Source organism: Acetobacterium bakii (assembly GCF_001263355.1).
Classification (GTDB): Bacteria; Bacillota; Clostridia; order Eubacteriales; family Eubacteriaceae; genus Acetobacterium; species Acetobacterium bakii.
Window position 1 is genome coordinate 174,989 of record NZ_LGYO01000008.1, and the last position, 20,233, is coordinate 195,221.

Genomic DNA, 20,233 nt, shown 5'->3' on the forward strand with positions numbered 1-20,233 from the left:
TGATGTTATTTTGCCTATTCCATCAAACCGGAGCGTAAGCTCCGGTTTTTTTGTGCCTAAAGGCAATGAGCCAAAGAATTGATTGGACTGACCAGGGACTGCCTGAAAAATTGAATAACCCTATAATAGCATTTATTAAAATTGTTGCAATAGTTTTGATTGGAGATTAAAATAATGTGATATAGACGTTTGAAAATAATTATGAATCGGCGAAAATTAAGGGGGACTTATGGAAAATATACTGAAAAATGACAGTCAGCTTTTTTATAAAAACCTTATTACCATAGGAATACCCATAGCCATGCAGCAACTAGTGGGAACTGCCCTCAATATGATTGACACGGTCATGATTGGTTCTCTCAGAGAAGAGGCTATAGCCGCTGTGAGTATTGCAAATCGCTGGTTCTTTCTTTATGTTGTTTGCCTCTTTGGGATTTATAGCGGCATGTCTATTTTTACATCTCAGTATTGGGGCGTTTGTGATATAAAAAACATTCGGCGCATTCTGGGAATGGCTTTAACCATTGGAATGGCTGTCGGAAGTTTTTTTTGTCTGGTAGCTGTTTTTTTTCCGGTTCAGCTCATGTCACTGTTTATTCAGGATCCTATAGTAATCCAGTATGGGGTTGAGTACCTTCAAATCATTGGAATTACCTACTTTTTAAGTGCTGTGAGCTTTGCTTTTACATACGTCAGCCGATCGGTGCATCGGACAAAAATACCGATGGTTGCAAGTGTCGTGGCTTTGTCCATCAATACCTGCTTCAATTATTTATTAATTTACGGAAAATTCGGATTTCCTGAACTAGGGGTTCAGGGTGCGGCGTTGGCAACGGTATTGTCTAGGATTATCGAAATAGTCTTAATGCTTTTCTTTATTTATAAAGGGCCCCGTCAACACCCATTGGCAGCGAGTGTGAAAGAACTGGTTGACTGGGATTTTAAACGATTAAAGGAAATACTTAAGAAGGGCGTTCCGGTATTCGTTAATGATAGTCTTTGGGCTTTGGGAAATACCGTATTCTATATTGCATTCGGCTATTTAGGTGCGGCTTCCATTGCGGCAATTCAGATTGCCTTTATCTTGTCAGATGGTTTCTGGGCATTTTTTATTGGTGTGGGATCTGCTTCATCTGTGATTGTGGGAAATGAAATCGGTCGAAATCAGTTTGACCTGGCCTGGAAATTATCCCTGCGGCTGATTAAAATATCCTGCGTTCTTTCAATTATAGCAACAGTTTTTATGATCCTGCTGATGAAACCGATAGGAGCGCTTTATAATATTACCCCGGAGACAAAAATTCTGCTGGAACGCTCGATTTTTGTTATTGCCATTTATCTTTTACCCAGGAACATTAATTATCTTTTGAATGTCGGTATTTTAAGATCCGGAGGCGACTCCAAATATGCGATGCTTTTGGATGTGATAATGGTTTGGGGAATAGCGGTGCCTTTAGCATTTATATCAGTTTTAGTTTGGAAGTTGCCTATTTATTGGGTGATTGCGATTGTGTATGCTCAAGAGCTCATCAAGATTCTTTTCCTGATCCATCGTTATCAAACTAAAAAATGGCTGAAGAATATCATTGTTTAACGAAATATTTAACAATAAAACCCCAATGTTCGGGTATTCATTTAAGAATACTGGGAACTTTGAGGTTTATGGGTTTGGGCGTTATTTTTTATGTAAAATTAGGGGATCAAAAAGTTCCCGGGTTTTTTTCAACATGTCGCGAATGGGAAGGTCATATGGACATTTAGGCTCGCACTCCCCACATTCAATACAATCCGAAGCATTGGAAGCAAAGCTGTTATAACGGTCCAGGGCCCATTCTTCCAGGTTGTAGCGGCGGTAATAACCTTCCACTATAAACTGCATGGGAATATCGATGCCCTGAGGACAGGGAGCACAGTAGCCGCACCGACGGCAAAAGGTTTTACCCAGAGCATTGGCATCGGCTTCAAGGATATGACGCTCCTCGTCATCTAATGGGGTGAAGTTTTTACCGACTGATGTATTGGCAAGAACCTGCTTTACCGAATCCATTCCCGGAATCAACGTCGAAATGTTCGGGTTTTCAGCCACCCAGCGAAGGGCATAGTTAGAATGGATAAAGGCTCCACCGGCCAGGGGCTTCATGACAATAACGCCGACATTCTTTGCCTTCGCTTTTTCAAAAAGCGGGGCTCCGCGATTTTCGACAATATTATAGGGAAATTGAATGGTTTCAAATTTCTCCTCATTCAAAGCGTGATCCAGAACCTCGTAGCTGTGCGAGGTAATACCAATATGTTTAATCAAACCTTTTTCTTTACAGGCAACCAGGGCAGCGTAGCCACCAGTAGGTGCCATAATTTTTTCATAGGCTTCCATTGTGCTACAATTGTGGAACTGATAAAGGTCAATAAAGGTTGTTTGCAATTCACTAAGACTGCGTTGTACATCAGCCATTACGTCATCATAGGTGATCTTTGGGGTTTTTGTGGCAAGGTAAAAGTTTTCTCGGCCCCATTCCTTCAGGGCTTCACCCAACATTTCTTCACTGTTGGTATAAGCTCTGGCAGTGTCAATGAAGTTCACGCCCTCTGCAACAAGATTCTCGATAATTTCATCAACATCCCATTGGTTGCATCGTTGAATCGGAATACCACCAAACCCAATAAGAGAAACTTCTAAACCGGTTTTTCCGAGTGTTCGCTTTTTCATATTCCACCTCTTCATTTCTCAAGTTATTGCTCATTCTAACACATAGAAAGTAAAAAGTCATCAAAAATGGAGTCATTCATTGGCAATGGATACTGCCATTTCATTTCTGATGCGGCAGAAAGATTTATGATAAAAATAAGGGGTGATTTATTCAATTGGCTACTGGAGAATCAACAATGGCTGTGCTATAATAGGAACACTAAGAATACATCGGGAGGATGTGAATGCTATTAAAAAACGACTACAAAAATTTAGATTATGGCTTGATCATCTCGGTTTTAATACTTTTCATCATTGGGATGATTGCGATCTTCACCGCAACCAATGTGGACAGTGTAGCCAACACAGGATCTGAAAAATATATTATAAAACAGAGTATTTCTTTTGTTATTGGGTGTATCATTATATTTTTTTTGATCAAAAGCGATTATAATTTTTTTGCTGATCATTGGAAGTGGATTTATGGAATTTCAATTTTCGTATTATTGATTGTATTTATCCCCGGGGTGGGAACAACTAATATGGGGACGACGGGATGGATTAACCTGGGTTTCTTTGAGGTTCAAACATCTGAAATTGCAAAAATTGGTTTTATCCTATCTTTTGCAAAAGTTTTGGAGCTTCGCTTTGATCGCTTGGATTGTGCCGAAGACCTCTTGGTCCCCGTTGCATTTATTTTACCTCCGGCACTGCTGATGATGCTCCAACCGGACTTTGGCCAGGCACTGGTTATATTGATTATTGCTTTGGGGATGCTTTTTGTGGCAGGATTCAACATTCGATATTTCTATGGGCTCATACTCTTTTCATTCATAGCAGTTCCAACCGCCTGGTTTTTTGCTTTTGATTATCAAAAAGAAAGGATTCTTTCTTTTTTAAACCCTGAGTTGGATCCACTGGGAACGGGATATCATGCCATCCAATCAAAAATTACCATTGGTTCGGGAGAGCTTTTTGGAAGAGGCCTCAATACCGAGGGCACCATGACAAAGCTTGATTTTCTTCCGGCTCAATGGACGGATTTTATATTTTCAGTTATCAGTGAAACGGTTGGATTTATTGGAGCGGCTTTTGTTGTGCTATTGTTTTTGTTTTTAATGTTACGTTTATTACGAAGTGCCAAAGCTGCCCGGGACATGTATGGAACTCTGGTGATTTTCGGGGTATTCTTTATGTTTTTGTTCCAGATTACCGAAAACATTGGGATGACCATTGGTTTATTGCCGATTACCGGCATCACTCTTCCATTCATCAGTTATGGCGGAAGTTCTCTGATCATCAACATGACAGCCATTGGGTTTGTGTTAAACATTTATATGCGGCGTTTGGATGTACGATTTTGACAGTGTACGATTCGATTTAGAAAGGTAAGGTAGTATGATGAGTATTCGTTTTGACCTCTCTTATGCAAATATTAATCCCAGTGAATTTGAAAATCGCTTTGAACAACTGGCTTTAGCCAATGAGGAACTCATGGCGAAAACTGGGATTGGGAATGATTTTCTTGGTTGGGTAGATTATCCTATTAATTATGATAAAGCTGAATATGCCCGGATTAAAAAGGCTGCCATTAAAATTCAGGACACCTGCGACGCCTTGGTCATTATTGGTATCGGCGGATCATACCTGGGATCCAAAGCAGTTATTTCTGCTTTAACCAGTCCTTTTTTCAATGAGGAACCACGTTCGAAAAGAAAGGCACCAAAAATTTATTTTGCCGGACAAAATCTTAGCGGTAAATATCTGGAAAAGCTGTTAGAACTTTTAAAGGATCAGGACATCTGTGTCAATGTTATTTCAAAATCGGGAACCACCACCGAACCAGCCATTGCTTTCCGGTTTTTCAAGAAGTTTATGGAAGAAAAATATGGAAAAGATGGCGCCAGGGACCGTATCTTTGTGACCACCGATAAATCAGCAGGCGCCTTGAAATTTATGGCCGATGAAGAAGGCTATGAAAACTTTGTTATTCCCGATGATATTGGCGGCCGCTATTCGGTTTACACAGCTGTGGGACTGCTTCCCATTGCCGCTGCGGGCATTGATATCGATGCTTTAATGGCCGGTGGAAAAGCTGGATATGAAGAGTATAAAAATCCGAAAGTTGATAAAAATCCCTGTTATCAATATGCATTGTACCGTAATGTGCTGTATAATCGCGGGAAAAGCATTGAAATTTTAGTGGATTATGACCCCAGTCTGGAATACATCGGAGAATGGTGGAAACAGCTTTTTGGTGAAAGTGATGGGAAAGACGGGAAGGGATTATTCCCATCCGCGGTACATTTTTCCACGGATCTTCATTCCATGGGACAAATGATTCAGGACGGCCCTAAAAATCATTTTGAAACCGTTCTTGTCATTGATGAAGATCAATCTTCGATTAAAGTTTTTCATGATGACGCAAACCTGGAAGGTCTGAATTACCTGAATGCCTGGGAAATTGATGCGATTAATGAAAAAGCCTTTATGGGAACACTTTTAGCACATGTGGATGGTGGTGTTCCCAATGGCATCATTCATCTTAAAAAACTTGATGCCTTTAATATTGGAAAATTAATCTACTTCTTTGAAAAAGCCTGTGGTCTTAATGGCTACCTTATGGGGGTTAATCCCTTTGATCAGCCAGGGGTTGAAGCCTATAAGAAAAATATGTTTGCACTTCTGCATAAACCCGGTTATGAGGCCCTGACCACAGAGCTCGAAGAACGCTTATAATCGGAATAGGATTTTATGACCATAAAGGTTAAAACTGAATAGCACCATCAACAAATTGAAGCGACCGTAATGGTCGCTTCAGACTGTAGACAAATTAAAAAAGTAAGTTTTGGGGACAATGGTAACATCATGTTGTCTGCATCATGGCGAACAGGCGATAGCCTGTACGATCATGCAGCAGACAACGATTTACCATTGTCCCCAGGACGAGTTTGTCGACAAACTCAAGCGACCGTAAGGGTCGCTTTTTTTATGGCATTGTTCGATAAATCGGGTGGTTTAGAAAAAATGTTTAAAATATAATTCTCTTTTCAATTTAAACTATAGTATAATAAGAGATTGAGAATGAACATGCAAAATTCAAAAGGCCTCTTTGAATAAATATCAGAAGAAGGTTATCAAAAAAAGGAAAGAATCAAATGGATACTAGTATATTAAAATTAATCAATGATGCTTTGGTGCAGGCAAAAAACGAAAAATATGTTTTGAATGACGGGAATATTGAAAAATCCCATTATCAACCGGAGCCAATTATAAAAAAAGCCTCGGAACTTGCAATGCCTGCTCCCAAAAGATACAAAGAAATGCTGAAAATAGAACCGAATAATAATACCTTTTCCTGGCAAAGTGATTATATAAATGCCCGGTTTTATTTACAAGCTAAATTCATGGAATCCTTTGAAGATGATTATGCTTATTATGGTGAAATATTAAGATATTTACCTCAGTACACCGATATGACTTTTCCGGAATTACGGGGATATTTTACCTGGCGCACTAAGGTTAGAAAAGGAATTATTGAGGAAACAAATATATCCTTTGTTTTTGTTTATATTTATGAGCTGATCAATGGGATCGGTGCAGACTCACCCAAAGATGGATTTCAAAAATTGCTGTATATATGGAATGTATATACAAAGTTTAACAATAAAATTGATCGATATTTAAAAGATTGGCTAAAAGATTATGTCATTTATTATGAGATGGACCCAAGTCGAATCAAAGACATTCCCATCAAAAGAAACCACTATCTTTTTGTGCTGAGTGATATACAAAATGCTGTTAAAAAAAATGATTTTTCTGAATTCCTGAAATTAATTAATGGCTTTTCAAATTATAAAATCCATAAAAGCAAGTTTTTAAAAGAATTTCAGAATGATTATATCGACGCATTGGCAGTTGTTTACACGGATTTAGAAAAATTTTACAATAACAGTCGAAAAACTACACTCTTTGAAAAGATGTTTGGCAAAGAATCCAGGGAGGCATGGGTGCCTTTCAGAAGTGGGATTTTTTATGGTGATACACAAAAAAATCCGCGAAAATGCATTGTCAATGATTTTGAAAGATATGAATGTACAAATGGAGAATGGTTGAAATATTCATATTCAGAGTATAATGTGGATAAGCGTTTTATCGGAGAAGTTTTAAGAACTACCGAGTTTTTTTTAAGAGAGATATACGATTATTCCTATAAGATCACATTTAAAAGCACTTCCAAATTATTAACAAACCTTATTGAAAAAAGCATTATAAGCTTCTGTGAAGAAAATAATAAAAAAGATTTATGCCCCAGGATGAAAGAAAATCAACGAGTTAAAAAGAAAAAGAAAAAAGAAATGGCTCCAATTATAAAAATTGAGCCGGTGAGAATTGAGATTGATCCATCTAAATTTGATGAAATACGAAAAACTGCCCAAGATATACAAAGAAAGTTAATCGTTGAATCTGTAATGGAAAAAGAAAAAGAAATATTGGTTGAAAAAACAAAGGTAGTCAATAACGAAAAAGAACAGGGTATGGAAGTATTTTCAAAAAGTTTGACCATTGATGAAAAAGAGATAATCAGAGAGATACTCAACAATCAAAGTGAAAAAATAGACGAAATAGCAAAAGAAAAAAATAAAATGGTAACAGTTTTGCTTGAAGCGATTAATGAAAAAGCGTTAACATTTATTGAAGACAACATCATAGAAACGAATGATGAAAAACCATGGATCTACGATGAATACAGAGAAGAATTACTGGAGGTTTTATAAGTATGGCTATGGTTCCTAAAAGAATTGCAACAACAATCATGAACGCATTAAAAGGTGGAGTTGTCCCCAGAGTTGGGTTACCTTATATTGCGGTGGGCAGAGAAATAGAAATAAAAGCATTGCTTCATGATATTGACATCATTGAAGATGGCGGCGCATCATTCCGGTTTATCGTCGGAAAATACGGCAGCGGTAAAAGTTTTTTACTTCAGACAATGCGTTCGTATGTGATGGATAAAAACTTTGTCGTTGTTGATGCGGATTTGTCACCTGAACGCAGACTGGTAGGGACAAAAGGCCAGGGAATTGCCACATACAAAGAATTAATGAAAAATATGTCAACAAAGACCAGACCCGATGGCGGCGCCCTGCCCCTGATTCTGGAAAAGTGGATCAGTGGGATCCAAACCAACGTTGTGACTGAAAGCAAAATAACAGCCGAAGATTCCGGATTTAATGGGTTGGTCGAAACAAAAATATATGAAGTCATGAATGAACTTGAGGGAATGGTTCATGGATTTGATTTTGCAAAAATGATTTCCATGTATTATAAGGCCTACACTCAGGGTGACGATGAAACTAAAGCCAAGGTATTAAGATGGTTCCGAGGTGAATATGCCACCAAAACAGAGGCTAAACGGGATCTGGGTGTGAATATTATTATTAAAGATGATGATTGGTATGAATACATCAAAATTTTTGCCTTGTTTTTAGTCAGAGCGGGCTACGGCGGAATGCTTATTTTAATCGATGAATTAGTGAATATTTATAAGGTTCCCAACGCCATAACCAGGCAGTATAACTACGAAAAAATATTGATGATGTACAATGACACCCTACAGGGAAAAGCAAAGCATATCGGAATCATTATGGGCGGCACACCCCAGTGTATCGAAGACACCAGACGCGGGGTTTTTAGTTATGAAGCTCTGAAATCCAGATTGGCTGAAGGTCGCTTTGCAACCGAGGATACCCGGGATATGCTGGCGCCGATTATTCGGCTGGCACCGCTTTCACATGAAGAAATGTATATTTTAATCGAGAAGCTGGCGGATATCCATGCAGGCCTGTTTAGTTATGAATCCACCATTGAAGAAGAAGATATGATAAATTTCATAAAAATCGAATATTCAAGGATCGGGGCAAGCAGCAACATTACCCCCCGCGAAATTATTCGTGATTTCATCGAACTGCTTAATATTATTTATCAGAATCCGGAGAAAAAAATCTCCGACATTATGCAGATGGAGACCTTTGAATTTGCGAAAACAGAATTAAACGAGGAAGAGCTCCTGAAAGAATATGAGGAATTTGAAATATAAATGGATACCTTTCGAAAACTAGCACCCTTCATACAGGATTATATTTATCGGGAACGATGGGATAATTTAAGAGAGATTCAAGTCGGCGCCTGTGATGTGATATTAAATACTGAAGATAACCTCCTTCTGTCTTCGGGTACAGCAAGCGGAAAAACCGAGGCCGCATTTCTGCCGGTACTGACAAAGTTATATGAAGTGCCCTCTAAATCCCTGGGCGTATTATATATCAGCCCATTAAAGGCATTGATTAACGACCAGTTTAATCGCCTCGAGGGATTACTGGAAGAAAGTCATATTCCCGTAACCAAGTGGCATGGCGATGCCAGTAAGGCCGAGAAAAACAAACTGCTGAAGAATCCCCAGGGAGTTATGCAAACAACGCCAGAGTCCCTGGAAGCTATGCTGATGCATCGCAAGGCCGAAGCCATTAAACTATTTTCCGATCTGAAGTACATTATTATCGATGAAGTACATTATTTTATGAGCGAAGACCGTGGCGCACAGCTGATCTGCATTCTCGAACGCATCCAAAAAATCACCAATAATATTCCCATTCGAATTGGCTTATCCGCAACCCTGGGAGACTATACCCTGGCCGAAAACTGGTTAAACTCAGGGACCAACCGAAAGTGTCAAACCCCGACATTCAGCGGGGAAAAACGCAGCCTGAGATTGTCGCTGCAACATTTTTTTGTAACCTACAATAGCGATAAAAAAGATGACAGAGTACTAATGAAGCGTTACTATGAGTACTTGTATGCCAGCACCTTTGGAAAAAAGTGCATTTTATTTTCAAATTCCAAGGCTGAAGTTGAAGAAAGCATTGCAAATATAAAAAAAATTGCAGTAAAGAACAAAACCGATAATGTTTACCTGGTACATCATGGCAATATCTCTGCCAGCTTTCGTGAGTATGCCGAGGAAAAAATGAAAAAATCAGGTAAGCCAATGGTAACTGGAGCAACTCTCACACTTGAATTGGGAATTGATTTAGGCGAATTGGAGCGCATTGTCCAAACCGGTTGTCCCCTTTCTGTTTCCAGCTTTGTCCAACGATTGGGAAGAACCGGCAGACGGGGAAACCCTTCGGAAATGTGGTTCGTATTCAGAGAAGATACCGGCAAGGTTTATGAGGAATTTTACAAAGCCATTAATTGGAGTTTTTTAATGTGCATTGCCATCATTCAACTTTATTTGGAAGAAAAGTGGATTGAACCCATCACCCTTAATAAATTGCCCTATGGCATTCTTTACCACCAGACCATGAGTTTTATGGTCTCCGCAGGAGAAGTATCACCGGCTTTGCTGGCCCAAAATATGCTTTCGTTCAGCCTGTTTAAAAATATCAGCCAGGATGATTTTAAGAAGATGATACGATTTTTAATTAAAATTGAACAATTGGAGCTAACCGAAAATAGGGGCCTGCTGATCGGTGCAAAAGGCGAGAATGAGGTTAACCATTTTGAATTTTTTACGGTTTTTGAAACCCCAAAGGAATACAGTGTTAAATTCCGATCCGAAGAAATTGGCACTGTCCAGGAAGCCTTCCCAGTTGGTGAACGGTTTGCATTGGCCGGCAGGACCTGGGAAACCCAGGATATCGATAAAGATGCAGGAATTATTTATGTCAAAGAAATAAAAGGCCTTTCAACCAATAGCTGGATCAGTGATGGTAAATATACGGTTTATTCAAAGATCACCCAAAAAATAAAAGAAATATTAAAGAGTGACAGCAGTTATAAATATTTAGGGGAATCCGCAGAAAAAAGATTGGCGGAAATAAGACGGATTGCCGCCGATGCCAATATCATCAATGAAACAGTGGTGAAAATAAACGATAATACCTATGCTATCTTTCCATTTTTAGGAACCAGAGAATTCGTCACATTGTTTTATGCTTTGGATTATTTTGGGCTTAACGGTCAATTGCATTACGATAAGGGAATTCCTGTATGTGTTTTTATAAAGGATCATTCAAAAGAAGAAATTGAACAGATATTGCAAAAAATTAAAACCGAACCGCTTGATGTGACTCACTTCAAGTTTCCAAACGAGGTTCAGATTAAGGGTAAATTCAATGAGTTCATTCCGGCAGAGCTGTTAAAAAAACAGTATATTGAAGACTTTTTAGATGTCGATGGTTTAAAAAAGAGCTTAGCGGTGGAAAATGTTAAAAAAGCATCCTGTGATTGCCATGATGTATGACTTTGATAAAACCCTTCGCACAAAGGATATGCGGGAATATGAATTTATTCCCAGTTTGGGCGTAAGAGCTGATGAATTTTGGAAAGAATCGAATAGGCTTGCAACCCAGGTAGGAATGGATCGCATCCTGGCATCCATATATGGGATTTAAAAGCTAATAAATGTAAAGGTTTAAAATTCCCATAACATTTGGCATTTTGCTAAAAAATAGTGATGAAAAATGAGAATGATGTGTTATAATAGCTTAAAATAATAATTGCTCGAAATTAAACAAGCAGTCATTGCTAAGAGTGCTAAGTTTGAAATAATAATCGAAAAAATACACGAATATCAATTTAAAGGGCAAAACTGTTGTGAAGCAGTGACGCAAAGCTAAAGGGACTTTTTAAAGTCAGCCAGTTATCAGAATGAGTTTTTCAACTAATTTTGGAGGCGACCATGAAGTTTAAAGAAAAAAGACCCCTGATAATTGTTGCAATATGGTGCTTTTTAATGATATCCGCATTTTTAATCGTTGGTGCTGCCTTATTAGAAACTTTGAATGAAAATCGGGTAAGTCCGGAAATTACATGGATTCCTTTTATGGGGATGGTCATTGTTACGGTTCTTTGCATTATTGCCATATATCATGAAAAAAAAGCATCTGACAACCTCAGAATAATTCTTTCAACTGACCATTTGACAGGTGCTTCAAATTGGAGCCAGTTTCAGAAAGACTGTGAAGAGTACTTAAAAAAAGGCGATCAGAAAAACTATGCCATGGTTACCTTTGATATTGATAAATTCAAGGCTATTAATGATTTGTATAGCCATGAAGTCGGAAATGAAATATTAACTGCCATTGCTAAATCCCTGGCAGCATTTATTGGAGAAGAAGAAACGTTTTCCAGGACATCAACCGATAACTTTAATATTTTGTTAAAATGCCATAGCCAGGATGAATTGATTCGAAGGATTGAGGACTTAATCGAAGAAATTAAAAATAATGCCCATGTTTATGCTATAAACATCTCGGTTGGGATCTGTCTCATTAAAGATAAAACCCTGGATATAAATATTTTAAGCGACCGGGCCAACATGGCAAGACGATCCATAAAAAACAATTGCGAAAAAGAATATACTTTTTATACGGATTCTATGCGCCATAACATGCTCAAAGAAAAGGGTATGGAAAACAGAATGACTGCAGCTTTGGGAAACCGCGAGTTTGAAATGTATTTACAGCCAAAGTATTTATTTTCAGATGATAAAATTATTGGCGCAGAAGCTTTGGTTCGGTGGAATTGTCCGGGAATAGGAATTATACCGCCAAGTGATTTCATACCTCTTTTTGAAAAGAATGGTTTTGTAAAACAAATTGATACCTATATGTTTGAAGAAGCTTGTAAGCTCTTGGAAAAATGGAAAAATGAGTCAGTTGATTTTCTGCATTTGACGATTTCTGTAAATTTTTCGCGTTTACATCTTAATAATCTGTTCTTGTCCAAAGAACTGTCAGAAATTGCCGAACGCTATCATATTGACCCGAAACTCATTGAAATTGAGTTAACGGAAAATACGATTTTTGATAATGAAAATCAGATGGTCACCATTATGAATGATTTAAAAGAATCGGGATTCCAAATTTCAATAGATGATTTTGGCAGGGCTTATTCCTCCTTGAACACCCTGAAGAATTTACCCGCAGATATATTAAAATTGGACAAGGAGTTTTTTGAAGGCACCTCCGCTACGAATCTTCGCGGGAAAAAAATCATCATGAGTATCTTGAAAATGGCCAGAGACTTGGATTTGGTTACTGTTGCAGAAGGCGTTGAAACCCTTGAACAAGTTGATTTTCTGAAAGAAATGGGTTGTGATATTGCCCAGGGATTTTATTACGCCCGTCCCATGCAAGTGGCTGATTTTGAAGCCTTCATTACAAATAAATTACAATTAGTCTAAAAGCATAAAAAAAGAGCCTGGCTCTTAGAGTTTGCTGATAAATCGTCCTGAGGACAATGGTAAATCGTTATGGCTGCATGATCGAACAGGCCAGCCTGTTCGCCATGATGGCGACAACTGATGTTACGATTGTCCCCGGGACTTGCTTTTTATTTTATCCGCAGTCTGAAAGAGCTTAGCTCTTTTTTTATATGCTTTTTTTATTTGAGCAAAAATATTGGGTGGATACATTAAATGATAGTCTAAAAAAGTATTGGGTATGAATAAAAGCAAATGCCTTTGGTTTTGCTAATTAAAAGAATCAAAACAGCAGATAGAAAAATTCAATCGGAATTGGTTCGAAAAATAAAAGAAGGAGAAACATTATGAATTCACAGGACAAGAAACATCGTTCACATCTACCCATGCCAAATACAAAACGATCCGGACTGATTACCTATGACGCAAGAAATCCGGATACCAAGTTCCCGCCCATTGAGCAGCTTCGGCCGCCGGTCGGAGCACCCAACGTTATGATTATCCTCATTGACGATGCCGGTTTTGGTTCTTCAAGCGCCTTTGGCGGCCCCTGCCAGACCCCGAGTGCAGAGAAACTGGGTTTGGGTGGCTTGGTGTACAACCGCTTTCATTCTACCGCCCTCTGCTCTCCCACCAGACAGGCCCTACTAACCGGTCGCAACCACCACTCCGCCGGCATGGGTGGCATTACCGAAACCGCAACCGGTGCTCCGGGTTACAGCTCAGTTTTGCCTAATACGATGTCGCCTTTGGCTCAGACACTGAAACTCAACGGCTATTCCACGGCGCAGTTCGGTAAGTGCCATGAGGTACCGGTTTGGCAGACAAGCCCCATTGGACCATTCGACGCCTGGCCCTCGGGTGGTGGTGGATTTGAATATTTCTATGGCTTTATCGGCGGCGAGGCTAACCAATGGTATCCGACGCTTTATGAAGGCACCACCCCGGTTGAACAGAAGAAAACCCCAGAGGAAGGCTATCATTTGATGGAAGACATAACCGAAAAAGCCATCTCCTGGATTGCCCAACAGAAAGCCCTGGCACCCGACAAGCCTTTCTTCACCTACTTTGCCCCCGGCGCAACCCATGCCCCCCATCACGTACCCAAGGAATGGGCTGATAAGTACAAGGGTAAGTTTGATCAGGGCTGGGACAAACTCCGCGAAGAAACTTTCGCTCGCCAGAAAGATTTAGGTGTCATACCTGCTGACTGCCAGCTGACTGCCCGCCATCAGGAAATTCCCGCCTGGGATGATATGCCTGAGGATCTCAAACCAATACTCCGGCGTCAGATGGAAGTATACGCCGGATTTATGGAGTACACCGACTACCACATCGGCCGATTAATTGATCATCTGGATAAACTGGAGATCCTTGATGATACTTTGATCTATTACATCATTGGGGACAATGGTGCTTCGGCTGAAGGAACCATTAACGGCGCTTATAATGAGATGGCTAACTTCAATGGTTTGGCCGGTCTCGAAACCCCGGAATTTTTGATGGAGCGAATTGACAAGCTTGGGGGGCCGGAGTCTTACAATCACTATGCCGTGGGCTGGGCTCATGCCATGTGCACGCCTTATCAGTGGACCAAGCAGGTGGCATCCCATTTTGGCGGTACCCGCAATGGTACAGTTATCCATTGGCCCAATGGCATTAAGGCCAAGGGTGAGATCCGTTCCCAGTTTCATCATGTCATCGATGTGGCTCCGACAATTCTTGAGGCCGCCGGCATCCCAGAACCGACCTCGGTTAATGGCATACAGCAGGATCCCATCGAAGGCGTCAGCATGCTGTATGCATTTGATGATGATGCCGCAGCAGAACGCCGTGAGACCCAATATTTTGAGATGTTCGGAAATCGCGGGATCTACCATAAGGGCTGGACGGCAGTAACGAAACACGGTACGCCCTGGATTCTCATGGGAAGAAAGCCGATAGCTCTGGATGATGACATTTGGGAGCTCTATGATACAAATAAAGACTGGACCCAGGCCAATGATCTTTCCAAAGAAATGCCGGAAAAACTTCACGAACTCCAGCGTCTGTGGCTAATTGAGGCAACCAGACATAAGGTGCTGCCCATTGATGATCGTGTGATCGAAAAGATGAATCCGGATACTGCCGGCCGACCGACCCTGATCAAAGGTACCACTCAGCTTCTCTTTCGGGGTATGGGACGGCTGTCCGAGAATTGCGTCCTCAACATCAAAAACAAGTCCCACTCAGTCACAGCTCAGATCGAGGTACCGGAATCAGGCGCCAAGGGCGTGATTATCTCCCAGGGTGCAAATATTGGCGGGTGGAGCCTGTATGCTCATAACGGTAAACTCAAATATTGTTACAATGTGGCAGGCATCAATCACTACTTCGTTGAGTCCACAGCAGCATTACCATCAGGTTTGCACCAGGTGCGTATGGAATTCAAGTATGACGGCGGTGGATTAGGCAAGGGCGGCACCGTTTCCCTTTTCATGGATGGCCAGAAAGACGGTGAAGGAGTCATTCCCATGACCCAGGCCATGGTTTTCTCCGCTGATGATGGTTGTGATGTTGGTGAAGACAGCGGCGCACCTGTTTCACCGGACTATGGCTCACAGGGCAACGATTTTAACGGTGAGGTAAGAGGGGTGCTGATTGAAATTAGCGAGGGATCAGAGAACTCAGAGCATATGGTATCACCAGAGGAAGCCATTCGGATTGCCATGGCCCGTCAGTAGAGATGCACTCAGAATCCGCAGCTTAACGGGTATCAAAGAGGTTTAGATGTTTAACACTGATTTGAAAGAAAAAAGCTGAAATCCACAATGATTTCAGCTCAAACTATTGATAAAGAAGAAAAGTAAGTCCAGGGGACAATCGTAACATCAGTTGTGTGCATCAAGGCGAACAGGCGACAGCCTGTACGATCTTGCAGCACACAACGATTTACCATTGTTCCCTGGACGGATTTACAAAGAAAAAAGCTGAAATCTAGCGCGATTTTAGCTTTTTTGTTTTATGCTGGAGTCTGGAAAATAAAAAGATACTATTATTCAGCAGTGACGGGATTCTCGAAATTAATGCCGCCAAAGTTCACGTCTGCAAAAACTGAGAGAGAAACGGCATTCTCAGGGTCTTTACAAATGGTGTTGTTGGACACGCCGCCAAAGCGGCTATGGTCTACAAGATTAACGTTGAAATTTTCCGGAACAATGAAGTTCAGGCCGCCATAGAGAACTTCAATGTCCATCTGATATTCTTTTTTGTCGGTAATAACATCTGTTAAATCAAGCTGCATGCCACCGGAAAAAGCTCCCACCCGGAGATCGCGCATGACTTTACCGTTTAGTAGTTTCATTTTACCCCCAAAAGTAATCGATTCATCCATGGAGTCAGGACTTTTATCCAGGGTTGATTCAAAATTCTTTCCCTTTTTATAAACAAATGCGGTGCATAATGTTATACTTGCAACATAGACAACCAATGATCCTACCAGTAATTTCTTAATATTCATAATGTACACCCTTTCAAGTTTTTCTGCATTCTATCATTTTTTTCTTAAATATAATAGATTTAAAATGCCGGACAAAGTAGTAGTGATAACTTTTTTAAGAAAAAAATATCCAGTTATGGGCATTATGGGCAACACTCACAACCTAGTTGAACTTTTAAAAATAATGATAACGCTGTCATTTAAAACGAAGATTTGTCCACGGTCTGATAACCTTTGTTTTTTTTACATACAATCAAAAAAGCTTAAACTAAGATAAAGAAAATATGGTATAATAAAGAAGATTGTTAGCTGATTCGAGCAAAATAAAGCGATTAAGAAAGGTCTCAATGGAAAATAAAAAATATAATGAAGAATTTGAAACCATTGTTGGCGATATATTAACTCATAGTGAATTTTTAAAATTAAAACTAATTGAACACCATGGAAATGGTTTATATGAACATTCGGTTGCAGTAGGATATCATTCATTTCGGGTGGCAAAAACACTTGGAATGGACTATGCTTCGGTAGCGCGAGGAGCGCTGCTTCATGATTTCTTTATGGAATCATGGCAGGGACAAAAGAAAGACTCAAAAGGAATTCAACGAATTAAAGATATGCATGGATTTTCTCACCCTAAAACGGCCCTTATCAATGCTGAAAAATATTTTGACATTGACGAACGTCAAGCGGATATGATAGTGAAGCATATGTTTCCATTAACACCCATTCCACCCATGAACATGGGGAGTTGGGTTGTAACCGCAGTGGACAAATTTGTCGCCATCAGAGAAATAGTTTTTGAAAGAAGCCGTCCCATGCGACGACTTAAAGGATTTTTATTAAAAGCATAACTTATTTCAGTATTTGGATAATAAAATAAAAAAAATGACGGAGGATTAATTTGGTAGAGCAACAAATTGAAAGAGCAAAACAGCATTTTGGAGAATTGATCAGAGAACAACTGGAACGAATTGAAAGAATGAAGGTCCAGAGCGACTTCACAGATTTTAAAACAAAAGAAAAAATTATTATCGGGGTTGCCGGAGGAGATGGTATTGGTCCATTCATTACAGCTGAAGCCCAAAGAGTTTTAGAATTTTTACTGGCAGATGATGTGAAGACCGGCCGGGTGGTTATTAAAGTCATCGATGGCTTAACCATTGAAAAACGTGCTGCTTGCGGAAAAGCCATTCCGGATGATGTCTTAGCAGAATTGAAAACCTGCGATGTAATCTTAAAGGGACCCACAACCACACCAAGAGAAGGGGATCAATGGCCAAATATTGAAAGTGCCAATGTCGCCATGCGACGAGAGTTGGATTTATTTGCCAATGTTCGTCCGGTGAGTGTTCCTGAAAAAAATATTGATTGGGTATTCTATCGAGAAAATACCGAAGGCGCTTATGCAATCGGAAGCAAGGGTATTCATGTGAATGAAGATCTTGCCATTGACTTTACCGTGACAACCCAGGAGGGGTCCGATCGGATTATCAAGGCGGCTTTTGACTATGCTGAGAAATCCGGAAAAAACAAAGTAACCGTTGTTACAAAAGCAAATGTTATTAAAACAACAGACGGTAAATTTTTGGATGCGGCAAAAGCCATTGCCAAGAATTATCCAACGGTTGAAATGGATGACTGGTATATCGATATCATGACCGCAAAACTTGTTGATGAAAAGCGACGCAGCCAGTTTAAGGTGATGGTCCTTCCCAATCTTTATGGGGATATTTTAACCGATGAAGCGGCAGAATTTCAGGGTGGTGTCGGTACTGCCGGTTCTGCTAATATTGGAAAGCGCTATTCAATGTTTGAAGCCATTCATGGCTCAGCGCCGCGGATGGTGGATGAAGGTCGCGGACATTATGCCGACCCATGCAGCATTATTCGTGCAGTTGGCATGTTGCTGGAACATATTGGATATAAGAATAAGGCGGATCAACTCCAGAAAGCCTTGGATATATGTGGTTTATACGAAAAAAAATTAGTGCTTACCGGTCGTGCTACCGGTGCTACCGGTGCTGAATACGCGAACTATGTGATGGAAACCCTATCTAATGTTGATTTGGATGCAGTTTACGCACGTTATCAATAAATAAAAAAGGGTGCCATTGGGCACCCTTTTTTTAATTGCTTATTATTAGACGCAGGAGGAGAAAATGCTGGAAAAAATTGATTTGAGTGTGACCATTGACAAAAAATCCTATCGTTTTGATAAGGAGGCACTTAGTATTCGAATTGGTGAGATTCAACGCAAAATATTAGATCTTGGCATTCCCGTCCTCATGATTTTTGAGGGATGGGACGCTGCGGGAAAAGGCACATTGATCAATGAAATTCTCATGCCACTGGATCCCAGATCGTTTAGAGTGTTTAATTTTAAAAAAGAAAATGAAGAGGAAATGAACCGTCCCTTTTTATGGCGGTATTGGACTAAAACCCCGGAAGACGGTCAGATTACCCTATTTAATTTAAGTTATTACACGGATTTAGTTAATCGAAGATCCTTAGATAACGCAAACCGCCAGGGGCTAATGAGGCAAGCCAATCAATTTGAACAAACTTTGTCGGATGATGGCATGGTGATTTTTAAATTTTTTATACATATCAGTAAAAGAGAACAAAAAAAACGCTTCAAAAAACTTGCTGAAAACGACGCCACAGCGTGGCGGGTTACTTCAAAAGATAAAAATGAAAACAAACACTACGAAAAACTTTATGACATTGTTAACAGGGGTTTGGAGTTAACCGACAACGATTGTTCACCATGGACAATCATTGAAGGCGAACAAAAGGAATATGCTTTAACTAAAGTTTTAAATACCATTGTGACCCGTTTGGATAAGGCAATTGAAAAAGCCGAGAGAAATCCGAAAGCAGTATTGTCCCCATTGATTAAGCCAGGTGATTTGCCTTTTCAATCAAAAATACTTGATGCAGTTACCTTGGCACAGACAATGACCGAGGAAGAATACCAGGAAGAACTGAAGGTTTGCCAAAAGAAAATCAGATTATTGCAGCACGAGTTATATAGGGTGCGAATTCCACTTATTATTGGGTTTGAAGGTTGGGATGCAGCAGGGAAAGGGGGATGCATAAAACGTCTTGCCCGGAACATGGATCCCCGGGGTTATACGGTTTATCCCACCGCAAAGCCAAATGATATTGAAAGAAAACATCACTATCTATGGCGCTTCTGGAGAGATGTGCCCAAAAATGGACACGTGGCGATTTGGGACCGTACCTGGTATGGCCGAGTGATGGTCGAGCCCATCGAAGGGTTTTGCACAGTCGAAGAGTATGAACGAAGTTATCGGGAGATTAATGAGTTTGAAAAACAATTAACTGATTGGGGCGCGATTGTTATAAAATTCTGGCTGCAAATAGACCAGGATGAACAATTGAAACGTTTTACCGAACGTGAAAATAATCCCATGAAAGAATGGAAGATCACCGATGAGGATTGGCGAAATCGGGAAAAATGGGAAGTGTATAAAATTGCAGTTGACGCTATGCTATTAAAAAACTCTACACTCCATGCGCCATGGATTATTGTTGAGTCGCAAAATAAGTATTATGCTCGTATTAAGGTTCTTAAAGAGGTTATTGCTGCTATTGAAAATCAAATAGAAATTCAAAGCAGGTAAATAATTTTTATTTATTGTAATTCATAATGATTAAAGAGATCGTTATCGGTACTTATTAAAACGAAAAATTACCTATAATAAAGTGTATACACCTAAAACCTATTGTGATATAATTTTAGTGATAAAATTTTGCCATTTTTTCACAAGAAGAA

At 39.9% G+C, this 20,233-nt stretch carries 14 protein-coding genes and 1 riboswitch; of the genes, 12 read left to right on the forward strand and 2 right to left on the reverse strand.

Annotated elements, in window-relative coordinates:
* The first annotated feature begins 229 nt into the window (after positions 1 to 229).
* Entirely contained in the window at positions 230 to 1,594 is a 1,365-nt protein-coding gene (locus tag AKG39_RS04195; RefSeq protein ID WP_050739108.1) for an MATE family efflux transporter, read from the forward strand.
* A gap of 81 nt (positions 1,595 to 1,675) precedes the next feature.
* Here the strand turns inward: AKG39_RS04195 and AKG39_RS04200 are convergent, their stop codons facing one another.
* Complete coding sequence (locus AKG39_RS04200; protein ID WP_050739109.1) at positions 1,676 to 2,707, reverse strand: aldo/keto reductase; 1,032 nt, start codon at positions 2,705 to 2,707, stop codon at positions 1,676 to 1,678.
* Between the two features lie 224 nt (positions 2,708 to 2,931).
* On the opposite strand from AKG39_RS04200, the gene rodA reads away from it, so the two are divergent.
* The 8 genes from rodA to AKG39_RS04245 all read left to right on the forward strand — a co-directional run bounded on the left by rodA (position 2,932) and on the right by AKG39_RS04245 (position 15,676).
* On the forward strand, positions 2,932 to 4,050 hold the full coding sequence (gene rodA / locus AKG39_RS04205) for a rod shape-determining protein RodA (RefSeq protein WP_050739110.1): 1,119 nt from the start codon (positions 2,932 to 2,934) through the stop codon (positions 4,048 to 4,050).
* 37 nt (positions 4,051 to 4,087) lie between these two features.
* Positions 4,088 to 5,425, forward strand: a complete 1,338-nt coding sequence (locus AKG39_RS04210) for a glucose-6-phosphate isomerase (protein WP_083439404.1) — start codon at positions 4,088 to 4,090, stop codon at positions 5,423 to 5,425.
* 419 nt (positions 5,426 to 5,844) lie between these two features.
* A complete protein-coding gene (locus tag AKG39_RS04220; RefSeq protein WP_050739113.1) occupies positions 5,845 to 7,464 on the forward strand; it encodes a TerB N-terminal domain-containing protein in 1,620 nt (539 codons plus the stop codon).
* Between the two features lie 2 nt (positions 7,465 to 7,466).
* Positions 7,467 to 8,786, forward strand: coding sequence for an ATP-binding protein (locus tag AKG39_RS04225; protein WP_050739114.1), 1,320 nt, complete (start codon positions 7,467 to 7,469; stop codon positions 8,784 to 8,786).
* Positions 8,787 to 10,991, forward strand: coding sequence for a DEAD/DEAH box helicase (locus AKG39_RS04230; RefSeq protein ID WP_050739115.1), 2,205 nt, complete (start codon positions 8,787 to 8,789; stop codon positions 10,989 to 10,991).
* Complete coding sequence (locus AKG39_RS04235; RefSeq protein WP_050739116.1) at positions 10,954 to 11,142, forward strand: hypothetical protein; 189 nt, start codon at positions 10,954 to 10,956, stop codon at positions 11,140 to 11,142. The genes AKG39_RS04230 and AKG39_RS04235 overlap by 38 nt, the downstream gene beginning before the upstream one ends.
* A gap of 180 nt (positions 11,143 to 11,322) precedes the next feature.
* Positions 11,323 to 11,398: riboswitch (cyclic di-GMP riboswitch) on the forward strand.
* A gap of 31 nt (positions 11,399 to 11,429) precedes the next feature.
* The gene (locus AKG39_RS04240; RefSeq protein WP_050739117.1) at positions 11,430 to 12,935 is read left to right on the forward strand and encodes a putative bifunctional diguanylate cyclase/phosphodiesterase; all 1,506 of its coding nucleotides are present in this window, start codon (positions 11,430 to 11,432) and stop codon (positions 12,933 to 12,935) included.
* A gap of 365 nt (positions 12,936 to 13,300) precedes the next feature.
* The gene (locus tag AKG39_RS04245; protein ID WP_115028243.1) at positions 13,301 to 15,676 is read left to right on the forward strand and encodes an arylsulfatase; all 2,376 of its coding nucleotides are present in this window, start codon (positions 13,301 to 13,303) and stop codon (positions 15,674 to 15,676) included.
* Positions 15,677 to 15,987: 311 nt separating this feature from the next.
* Here the strand turns inward: AKG39_RS04245 and AKG39_RS04250 are convergent, their stop codons facing one another.
* The gene (locus tag AKG39_RS04250) at positions 15,988 to 16,452 is read right to left on the reverse strand and encodes a LiaF domain-containing protein (protein ID WP_050739119.1); all 465 of its coding nucleotides are present in this window, start codon (positions 16,450 to 16,452) and stop codon (positions 15,988 to 15,990) included.
* A gap of 326 nt (positions 16,453 to 16,778) precedes the next feature.
* Between AKG39_RS04250 and AKG39_RS04255 the strand changes: the two genes are divergently transcribed.
* The 3 genes from AKG39_RS04255 (at position 16,779) to pap (ending at position 20,081) form a co-directional block, all read left to right on the forward strand.
* Positions 16,779 to 17,285, forward strand: coding sequence for an HDIG domain-containing metalloprotein (locus tag AKG39_RS04255; RefSeq protein WP_050739120.1), 507 nt, complete (start codon positions 16,779 to 16,781; stop codon positions 17,283 to 17,285).
* Positions 17,286 to 17,335: 50 nt separating this feature from the next.
* Positions 17,336 to 18,529: an isocitrate/isopropylmalate family dehydrogenase gene (locus AKG39_RS04260; RefSeq protein WP_050739121.1), complete on the forward strand. Its 1,194-nt coding sequence runs from the start codon at positions 17,336 to 17,338 to the stop codon at positions 18,527 to 18,529.
* Positions 18,530 to 18,593: 64 nt separating this feature from the next.
* On the forward strand, positions 18,594 to 20,081 hold the full coding sequence (gene pap / locus AKG39_RS04265) for a polyphosphate:AMP phosphotransferase (RefSeq protein WP_050739122.1): 1,488 nt from the start codon (positions 18,594 to 18,596) through the stop codon (positions 20,079 to 20,081).
* The last annotated feature ends 152 nt before the right edge of the window (positions 20,082 to 20,233 follow it).